The sequence below is a fragment of the Okeania sp. SIO2F4 genome (genome assembly GCF_010672385.1).
Classification (GTDB): domain Bacteria; phylum Cyanobacteriota; class Cyanobacteriia; order Cyanobacteriales; family Microcoleaceae; genus Trichodesmium.
In genome coordinates, this window is the sequence record NZ_JAAHGT010000349.1 from 1 (window position 1) to 9146 (window position 9146).

The window sequence follows — 9146 nt, forward strand, 5'->3', positions numbered from 1 at the left end:
TACCAAATCCAATTCTTGTGAATGGCGAAGGATATCCTTTTACCTTAGCAATAGCATTTCTACTAGCATCTTCTGGATACTGGAAGCTGCCTTTTCCCATAGACAAAGAACCTACTGTTAAGGCGATCGCCGCAGTAGCAGGTTCTATAATTTGTGAATTTTCACTGAAGAGATAATTTGGATATTTTTGTCGTAGAAGTTCGTTATCTTCTTGTCTAGATTCGTCAGATTTTGGTGGATAATCAAAATTACCAGCAGAGATAACAAACAGAATATTTTTATGTTGTAAACGATAAGCAATTTCATCAATTTTAGCAGCTAGAAGAAATTGTTTATGACCATCTCGATAAACTAAATTATTATCTCCTAAAGAAATATTAATAACTTTACAATTAGGATAATAATCAGTGAAATATGCAACTGCTTTTTCCAATTGATTTTCTAGTAATAAATCTGGATCATATTCATTATTTTCATTAGTTACACGAGCTGAAAATAACCAAACTTGAGGTTGAAAATTTTTCTCTTCAAGACATTTGAAAAGATCGCCATAAATTGCAACTCCAGAAACTCCTGTACCATGTCCGCCAGTTTCATCTCCATCATCAGAACCTCCAGTAATAAAAGTATGATTAGGGTCAGAAAAAACTTCTGTATCACCCAAAGCTGAACCAATTAATGGATGCCCTCTTTGCACACCTGAATCTATGACTAATATCCCACAAGCATCTGAAGGAGGAGAAATAATTTCTGGAAGTTTTGATATTGAGATACTAAGTTGACTAGAATTTTCAAATGCTGGTTTTGGTCTTCTATCTATTTCCTTAACTGCGTCTTCTGCTAATAGAATTTCTCAAACTTCTTGTCGAACTTTTATACGAGTCATACACATATATTCACCAATATATCTATCGGTAACTCTCATGCCTGGGTATTCTTGAAATGTGCTTAAAAAGTCATTCAAATTATTTATATAATCTCCCATTTCTTTTGGATTACCCGTATGCCATAACTCAAGGTCAAGAGGTACTAATTCACCAGGTTCTAATGGTTCTAACCTTAACAAAGGTCCGATTCTATCCTGTGGTTCTAGACGTACTAATTCTTCAATAGCATCTAAATATCCATATTCAGGACTATCATCAATCAAGCCACTATAACATTCTAATTTTCGCCTAAATTCAGTTAAATTATCATCTGAGGAAAAAACAACAATAGCTTCATCTGACTTGGTACCTTTTTCTAGGATATTAAGTCCTAAACCAGTTACATCATTATCTTGCAAACTATCTTTACTTCTTAGTTTCAACTTAAATATAAGTTTTGGATTAATACCAAAAGGAGTATATTCTTTAACAGGTCTTTCGATAATTGTTAATGCTTCAGCTAATAGCTTTCTACCGTGAAAATCACGGTTATCTCTTTTATTTCCACCTCCACCACCTTTGATGCGTTTCGGTAATTCTATATCAATTCTTGGTAGTTGTAGATGCTCAAATTGACTATTCATTTTCTCCTTTCATGTCTGATTCCATAAATTTTATCGACTTTTCTACTATAGCTTTTCTTTCCAAATAATGGCTAACTGCTATTTCCAGATCTTTTTCTGTTAGATGATGCTCGCTCCGTAAAATCACAGATTTTATTGCATTTGCACAAATTCTTTCTATATCTGCTCCTGTGCAACCTTTGAGATTTGCAGCAAATTTTTCTAAGTCTATATCTTGATACTGAATACTAGATAAGTTTTTTTTTAACAATAAATACCTTAACTCAGAATTAGGTTTATCAAAAAAAAGTACCTCATCAAATCTTCTCCATATAGCAGGGTCTAAAAGTGATTGATGATTGGTTGCAGCAATGAAAATACTTTGCTTGTTAGATTGATCTATTAATTGCAGAAGACTATTAACTAGACGTTGTATTTCTCCATGTTCATTGGGAGAATTTCTATCCTTAGCAATTGCGTCAAATTCATCCAATAAAACAACCCATTCTCCATTATGAACATAATCAAATATTTTCTTTAAGTTTACTCCTGTTTCTCCCAGGTAAGATGAAAATACAGCCGGAAGACTGACATAAACCAGTGGCAAATTTAGCAAGCTTGATAAAACTTTTGCTGTTAAAGTTTTTCCACAACCAGGAGGACCACAAAACAATAATTTTGAGCTAGGTCTTAAGCCGTAAGAATAGATAATTTCTTGCTTTCTATTTTCTTGAATTATTCTTTCTAATATTTCTTGATTTTCGGGATATAAAACTACATTTTCCCATCCTAGTTCATATCTAGAAATAATTATTAAAGGTAAACCTGTATCTTTATCTTTAGGCACTTCAGGATAGACATTCCATGGTGAAGTATTAGATACCAATTTTCTAGGATAACTTGATTGGAGTATTCTTTCTAAATCCTGAGCTAATAAAGTATGATTTTTATCTTTTTCTTCTTGAATTAGTTGTTTAGCAACAGCATAAAATTCTTCTCTATTTTCTTGTGAGAAGCTCTTAAATAGTTTTCTTATGATGTCACCTCTTGCCATTTGTTTTAATCTAAGTATTTAGTAATCAATCAGATCGCTAAAGTTTTTAATTATATAATAATTATTATAACATAGCTTGAACTAATCATCAACTATTTTTAAATCAAAAAGTAAATTATACATTTTTGAAATAAAATTTGACATAAGTTATTCGTCTATAATATTTGATTTATTAACATATAAGTTAATTATGGCTTATATCATTACCAGTGTTACTCGAGAATCTAAATACAAACTGCGTCTTATTTATTCTAATGGCAGTGAAATTATTGTAGATTTTCAACCTATTATTAACCAAGGTAGTATCAAAGTTTTGAGTCTATAAAATATTACTTTTGACTTTTGACTTCCGTGAAACGGTATTATTTCTGAGTAAATGCCCAAACCCCTTTCCAATTTTTAGGAACGCCAGTTACCATTAACTTATCAATTCTTTCTAAATAAAGTTGAGCTGTTTTATCTGAATAATTAACTGCTAATACTTTCTCAAAATAATCTTTAGCAGAAACTAAATCTCCTAAACGATAATACTCTAAACCTAATGCAAAATTTGCCTGAGTTTTTAATTTTAACTCTCGGACAGAATCAAGCTCACCATCCAGCACTTCATAAACATTAATAGGTTCATCTCTACCTTTAACAGATGCCCGATCTAAAAACCGAATTTGATATTTTTGCGGATTTTTTAAACAGTTAAAAGCTGACTGAGAAATTAATAAAGAAACTCCATAAAATTTAGTCAAACCTTCCAAACGAGCTGTCAAATTCACATTATCAGAAAGTGCATCTCCAGACATCCGACCTTTCTCTCCAACTATACCAACCATCATATGACCCCAATGAATACCTATACCAATTTTTATTGGGGGAAAATCTTCTGTTTTTAGGTTCTGATTATGTTCTTGTAATTTCTGGATTTGAGCAATAGCTGCTTGGACTGCATCATCAGCGCCATCCGGGAATACTGCCATAATGCCATCTCCCATAAATTTAATAATCAAACCGTTGCGATCGCGAATTTCTGGACAAACCTGTTCTAAATAACCATTCACAAAAGCAAAAGTTTCTTGAGAAGTCATCTTTTGAGATATGGTTGTAAAAGAACGAATATCAGAAAATAAAATTGCCATTTCTTTACTTACTCTGTCTCCTAAATTGACATTAATAATACTTTCTTTAGCGAGTAATCTTACATATTCGTGGGGAACAAAACGTTCATAAGAATTAGTAATTTTTGATAATTGAATATGAGTTTTAATCCGAGTTAATAACTCATCTTTAGCAAAAGGTTTAGTTAAATAATCATTAGCACCAAATTGGAAACCCATAACTAAATCAGCAATTTGATTTTTAGCAGTTAACATTAACACGGGTAAAATCTCGGCTGGATATTTTTCTCTGATTTTAGCACAGACTTCATAACCAGACATATTTGGCATCATTACGTCTAGCAAAATCATGTCAAAATTCTTATGCTTTTCCAAAGCAGCTAAAGCTTCTTTTCCGTTTAATGCTTGAGTAACTTGATAGTTATTTGCTTTTAAATGGTTAGTTAAAACTTGAACATTTATCGGTTCATCATCAACAACTAAAACATGGAAATTTGCCCCAGCTAGATGATTTTCATTTTTGTTAATATCTACGGATGTTTTTACCCCTTCAATGAGATAATTAACATTGTTAATTGTAGGAACAGGAAGACTAGATGGATCGGCTACAGATTTTTGAGAAATAGGTAGGGTAAAACAAAAACTAGAACCTACACCTACTTTAGACTCTACCCAAATTCGACCGCCATGGAGTTCGACTAATTGTTTGGTAACAGCTAAACCTAAACCTGTACCGCCATATTTTCTTGCTGTGGAACCTTCTTCTTGTTCAAAAGATTTAAAAATGTTTTCTAGTTTCTGAGTTGGAATACCGATACCAGTATCAGAAACTGTAATCATTAGTTCTTGAGATTGCTGGTGATTTTGATTAGTGTTTTCTCGCTCCCAGAGTTGGGGAGCAGGGTGTATAGAATTATTGGTAATTACTATAGCTGAGATTTCGACTTTCCCAGAGTCAGTAAATTTAATGGCATTACCAATTAAGTTATAGAGAATTTGTTGTAGACGGTTTTCATCAGCACATACAGGAGGTAAATTTGTGGGAATAGCATTGATTAACTGTAGATTTTTATTTTTACTGACCAATAGATTTAAGGTGACTACTGTTTCTACGACTGCAAAAACATCAACAGCTTTAATTTGTAATTCTAGTTGATTGTGTCTAATTTTGGAAAAGTCAAGAATGTCGTTAACAAGATTTGAAAGACGACGAGCGCTAGACACAATCATGGTTAAGTTTGAAGTGATGAGTGGGTTGAGGTTTTGGGTTCGCCTTTCTAGAAGAAATTCACCAATACCAATAATGCCATTAAGTGGGGTGCGTAGTTCATGGGAGGTGTTGGCTAAAAATTCGTCTTTGAGGCGATCTAATTTTTTGAGTTCTTGGTTTTGTGCTTCTAGGGTTTCAAAGGAGTTTTTGAGTTGAGTTGCCATCCGATCAAAGGACTGAGCGAGTTCTTCTACTTCATCACTACGGTGAATATCAAGTTGATTTTCCCATTTGCCTTTAGCGATTTCTTTAGCAGCAGAATTAAGTTGTAAAATTGGTTGGCTAATCCAGTGAGTGGTGACTATTCCTAGGGATATAGCTATAATTAGAGCACCAAAGCTTAATAAAATCCTGGTACGGGTATTAGCGTTAATTTGTGCCATGAAGTCATTTTCAGGAACGACTACAACCACTAACCAATCAATACCTTTACCATCCTGAACAGGCGTAATGCTAGTGTAATGCCAAACCCCATCAATAGAAAAATGTAGTTGTTGTGTTTGTTCAATTTGATTAAAATCACCGAACTTCTGTTTTAAATATTTGGCAGTAGAACTTACTGTGATATTATCACTATCAGTAGCAGGTAAGCGTTGAATTTCCTTATTTTCAACAACTCCAGTACTCATAAATGGTTGGGAAATCTGGGAACTAACAACTAAATCTCCCGATCGCTCCATAATAAAACTTTGACCGTTCGGACTAATCTTTAATTGTTTGAGGAATTCTGTAATTCGAGTTAAGCTTGTCTGATTTGCTAAAACCCCGATAAATTTTCCTTCTTCGTTGCCAAAAAATAAATAATCCTCTAAATCTCTTTCTTTTACCACTTGCCAAAAGTAAAGCCTAAGTGTGGCAAAATCATAGATATCCAAATTATCACTTTCTATTGCATCATTGGTGACTCTTAAAACTTGATGGGATTTGTTGAGATATCCTAAAACGTGCTGTTCAATGCGAGTGCTAATTTCGTTGGTTAACTGGTTGGCAAGAGTATCAACAGTTTGGCGTCCGTTGGTCAAAGAAAAATATCCCACTAATCCCACTAAACTAACGATTTGCAGAATAAAGGGAACAATTAGGATAGTTTTTAGGGGAAGTTTGTTAAACATTTTGCCCAGGTCGGGAGACAAGAGTTTAAATAACATGAGCTTTGAGGTTATTTCTAATATATCTCTGGCCTTAAAACGGATAATACATCATACAAGTTTAAAAATATTCCTACAAAGCACTTGGCTATCAGGGTTAAGAATTCAAGTATCAGGAAGTACAGAATAGGAGAGTCAAACACCCCCATAATTCCATCAGATGCAGTTTAGAGGCAAAAACCTTGATTTGTCTAAAGTTGAGTTAAATTTCTCAACCCAAAATTCTCCCTGTTTTTTTTGGGTTGATCCAGACGATAAGCTTTACTGACACTTCGTTTCATCCAACCTAGAAATTATCCTTAACTTAAGTAATTATACCGAAAACATATTCTAAATTTTCACCTCGTAGACCAGGAGCCATGTCTTGACGAAATTTGATAAAATTTAGTTACTTTTGACAAAAATAGATAAATGTGATATGGAAAAAATTCTCAAATCAAATCATAGTGATTGACTTTTGACTTTTAATTTATAAATTTTGACCTTTATACCCCGATAACTTTTAAAAAAATCGATCTTTAGCATCGATCCCAAGGAAGTCTGTGTAAGAATGCTTATTAGTTTTGCCCACTTAGTTAAGAATTATAAAGTAACCATAAAATTATGGAAGGACTTTATCAATATGCCTGGCTGATTCCAGTATTGCCCCTACTTGGAGCAATGGTAGTCGGCCTTGGCCTAATATCCTATAGTCAAGCCACCAGTAATTTGCGACAGAGAGCAGCCGTATTCATTGTCTCCCTGTTAGGAACTGCAATGGTTCTCTCCTTTGCCTTGCTTTGGAGTCAAATTAATGGCCATGAAATCTATACCCAAATGTTTGAGTGGGCAGCAGCAGGTGACTTTAAGCTCAGTATGGGCTATACCATCGACCATCTGACTGCCCTCATGTTAGTCATCGTCACCACCGTTGCCTTCTTGGTAATGATCTACACCGATGGCTACATGGCTCACGACCCAGGGTATGTGCGCTTTTACGCCTATTTGAGCTTATTTAGCTCCTCAATGCTAGGGCTGGTAGTTTCTCCCAACCTAGTCCAGGTTTATATATTCTGGGAACTGGTGGGAGTCTCTTCCTACCTACTGATTGGTTTCTGGTACGACCGCAAAGCAGCAGCAGATGCTTGTCAAAAAGCCTTTGTCGCTAACCGTGTTGGTGACTTTGGTTTGCTTTTGGGAATGCTGGGAATTTACTGGGCTACAGGTAGCTTTGAATTTGAGGTCATGGGCGTTCGTTTGGAGCAGCTTGTAGAAACAGGCGCTCTGAGCGTTGGTTTAGCCACTCTGTTTGGTGTCTTGGTATTCTTGGGGCCAGCAGCTAAATCTGCCCAATTCCCATTGCACGTTTGGCTGCCAGATGCAATGGAAGGCCCAACTCCCATCTCAGCCCTAATCCACGCAGCAACAATGGTAGCTGCTGGTGTATTTCTCATTGCGCGGATGTACCCAGTATTTGAACATCTGCCAATCGTAATGAACATTATCGCCTGGACGGGAGCCTTTACGGCTTTTCTGGGGGCAACGATCGCCATTACCCAAAATGACATTAAAAAAGGTCTCGCCTATTCGACCATTTCCCAGTTGGGTTACATGGTAATGGCAATGGGTGTGGGAGCTTATAGCGCCGGTCTATTTCACCTAATGACCCACGCTTACTTCAAAGCCATGTTGTTCTTGTGTTCCGGTTCAGTTATTCACGGAATGGAAGCTGTCGTCGGTCATAACGCAGTTTTGGCTCAAGATATGCGGTTAATGGGTGGGCTGCGGAAATATATGCCTGTTACTTCGGCTTGCTTTTTAATTGGTACTCTGGCAATTTGCGGTATTCCTCCTTTTGCTGGTTTTTGGTCAAAGGATGAAATTCTTGGCAGTGCTTTTGGAGCTAACCCGGCTTTATGGTTTATCGGTTGGGCAACTGCTGGAATGACTGCTTTTTATATGTTCCGGATGTATTTCTCTACTTTTGAGGGTGAGTTCCGGGGTAACAATGAGGAGATTAAAGAGCAGTTACTCTATGCAAATGCTACTCCCGCAGTTGCTTTCGGTCCGGGTGCAATGGACCCCAATGAATTAGAACATGGCCACGATGACCATAGCCACGATGACCATAGCCATGATGACCATCATCATAGTCATTCTCCCCATGAGTCTCCTATCAGCATGACTTTACCATTGATGGCTTTGGCAATTCCTTCAATGATTATTGGTTTATTGGGAACGCCTTTTGCTAATTATTTTGAGCAGTTTATTTATGCTCCTGGGGAATCTTTGGCAGAGGTGTTAGAGGAATTAGCAGAGTTTGACCTGACTGAATTTTTGATTATGGCAGGTAACTCTGTAGGTATTGCCTTGATTGGTATTACTTTTGCTTCCCTGATGTACTTGAGTCATAAAATTGACCCTGATGCGATCGCCCAAAAAATTAAACCTCTTTACAACTTTTCCCTCAACAAGTGGTATCTAGACGACATCAACGAGGTGCTATTTGTTAAAGGTAGTCGTCGTCTAGCACGCCAAGTTTTGGAAGTAGATTACAAAGTAGTTGATGGAGCTGTTAACTTAACAGGTTTTATCACTCTTTTGAGTGGGGAAGGTTTGAAATATTTGGAAAATGGTCGCGCTCAGTTTTATGCCTTGATTGTATTTGTGGCAGTTTTGGGCTTCGTTGTTTTCTCTGGAGTTTAGTCAGTTATCAGTTATCAGTTATCAGTTATCAGAAGTTCTCTTAGTGGTATTTAGTAGCATTGGTACAATTCAATATTGTAGGAGTTTGGTTACCAAACCCCTACCAAGCTTAAAGTTTTTACCAATAGTGATAGTAGAATCTTATTATCCAAGAGGATTTGATATAACTTCTGACTGATAGCTGATTATAACAAACTGAGATAATAAGACTAAATTCAAAAGTAATGTAAACAGAAGAAGTCATACTAAAGTTTTCCTCATTACCTATGTTGAATGCTCATAACTTTACAAAATTTTCAAAGTGAGACTTAAATATTTATGGCTGATTTTCCTTGGTTGACTACAATCATCCTATTTCCAGTAGTTGCATCTTTGCTAATTCCGATCGTGA

At 35.9% G+C, this 9146-nt stretch carries 6 protein-coding genes; 2 read left to right on the plus strand and 4 right to left on the minus strand.

Annotation, left to right across the window (positions count from 1 at the left end; all coding sequences use genetic code 11):
• From F6K22_RS20975 to F6K22_RS20985, 3 genes are all read right to left on the minus strand, one after another.
• On the minus strand, nucleotides 1-697 hold a 697-nt coding region (locus tag F6K22_RS20975; RefSeq protein WP_293102155.1), incomplete at its 3' end, for a S8 family serine peptidase.
• A 156-nt stretch (nucleotides 698-853) separates the two neighbouring features.
• Nucleotides 854-1510 (minus strand): hypothetical protein, encoded by a 657-nt coding sequence (locus F6K22_RS20980; protein WP_293102158.1) that lies wholly within the window; start codon nucleotides 1508-1510, stop codon nucleotides 854-856.
• The gene (locus tag F6K22_RS20985; protein WP_293102160.1) at nucleotides 1503-2543 is read right to left on the minus strand and encodes an AAA family ATPase; all 1041 of its coding nucleotides are present in this window, start codon (nucleotides 2541-2543) and stop codon (nucleotides 1503-1505) included. Before F6K22_RS20985 ends, F6K22_RS20980 begins: the two co-directional genes overlap by 8 nt.
• Before the next feature lie 190 nt (nucleotides 2544-2733).
• Between F6K22_RS20985 and F6K22_RS20990 the strand changes: the two genes are divergently transcribed.
• Entirely contained in the window at nucleotides 2734-2868 is a 135-nt protein-coding gene (locus F6K22_RS20990; protein WP_293102163.1) for a DUF2442 domain-containing protein, read from the plus strand.
• Between the two features lie 37 nt (nucleotides 2869-2905).
• On the opposite strand, the gene F6K22_RS20995 is transcribed toward F6K22_RS20990, so the two are convergent.
• A complete protein-coding gene (locus tag F6K22_RS20995) occupies nucleotides 2906-6070 on the minus strand; it encodes a response regulator (protein WP_293102166.1) in 3165 nt (1054 codons plus the stop codon).
• A gap of 603 nt (nucleotides 6071-6673) precedes the next feature.
• Between F6K22_RS20995 and F6K22_RS21000 the strand changes: the two genes are divergently transcribed.
• Nucleotides 6674-8755, plus strand: coding sequence for an NAD(P)H-quinone oxidoreductase subunit 5 (locus F6K22_RS21000; RefSeq protein ID WP_293102170.1), 2082 nt, complete (start codon nucleotides 6674-6676; stop codon nucleotides 8753-8755).
• The last annotated feature ends 391 nt before the right edge of the window (nucleotides 8756-9146 follow it).

Excerpts from the sequence above, each read along its gene's own strand:
- F6K22_RS20995 (WP_293102166.1), bottom strand. The coding sequence starts at position 6,070 with ATGTTATTTAAACTCTTGTCTCCCGACCTGGGCAAAATGTTTAACAAA.
- F6K22_RS21000 (WP_293102170.1), top strand. The coding sequence starts at position 6,674 with ATGGAAGGACTTTATCAATATGCCTGGCTGATTCCAGTATTGCCCCTA.
- F6K22_RS20990 (WP_293102163.1), top strand. The coding sequence starts at position 2,734 with ATGGCTTATATCATTACCAGTGTTACTCGAGAATCTAAATACAAACTG.
- F6K22_RS20985 (WP_293102160.1), bottom strand. The coding sequence starts at position 2,543 with ATGGCAAGAGGTGACATCATAAGAAAACTATTTAAGAGCTTCTCACAA.
- F6K22_RS20980 (WP_293102158.1), bottom strand. The coding sequence starts at position 1,510 with ATGAATAGTCAATTTGAGCATCTACAACTACCAAGAATTGATATAGAA.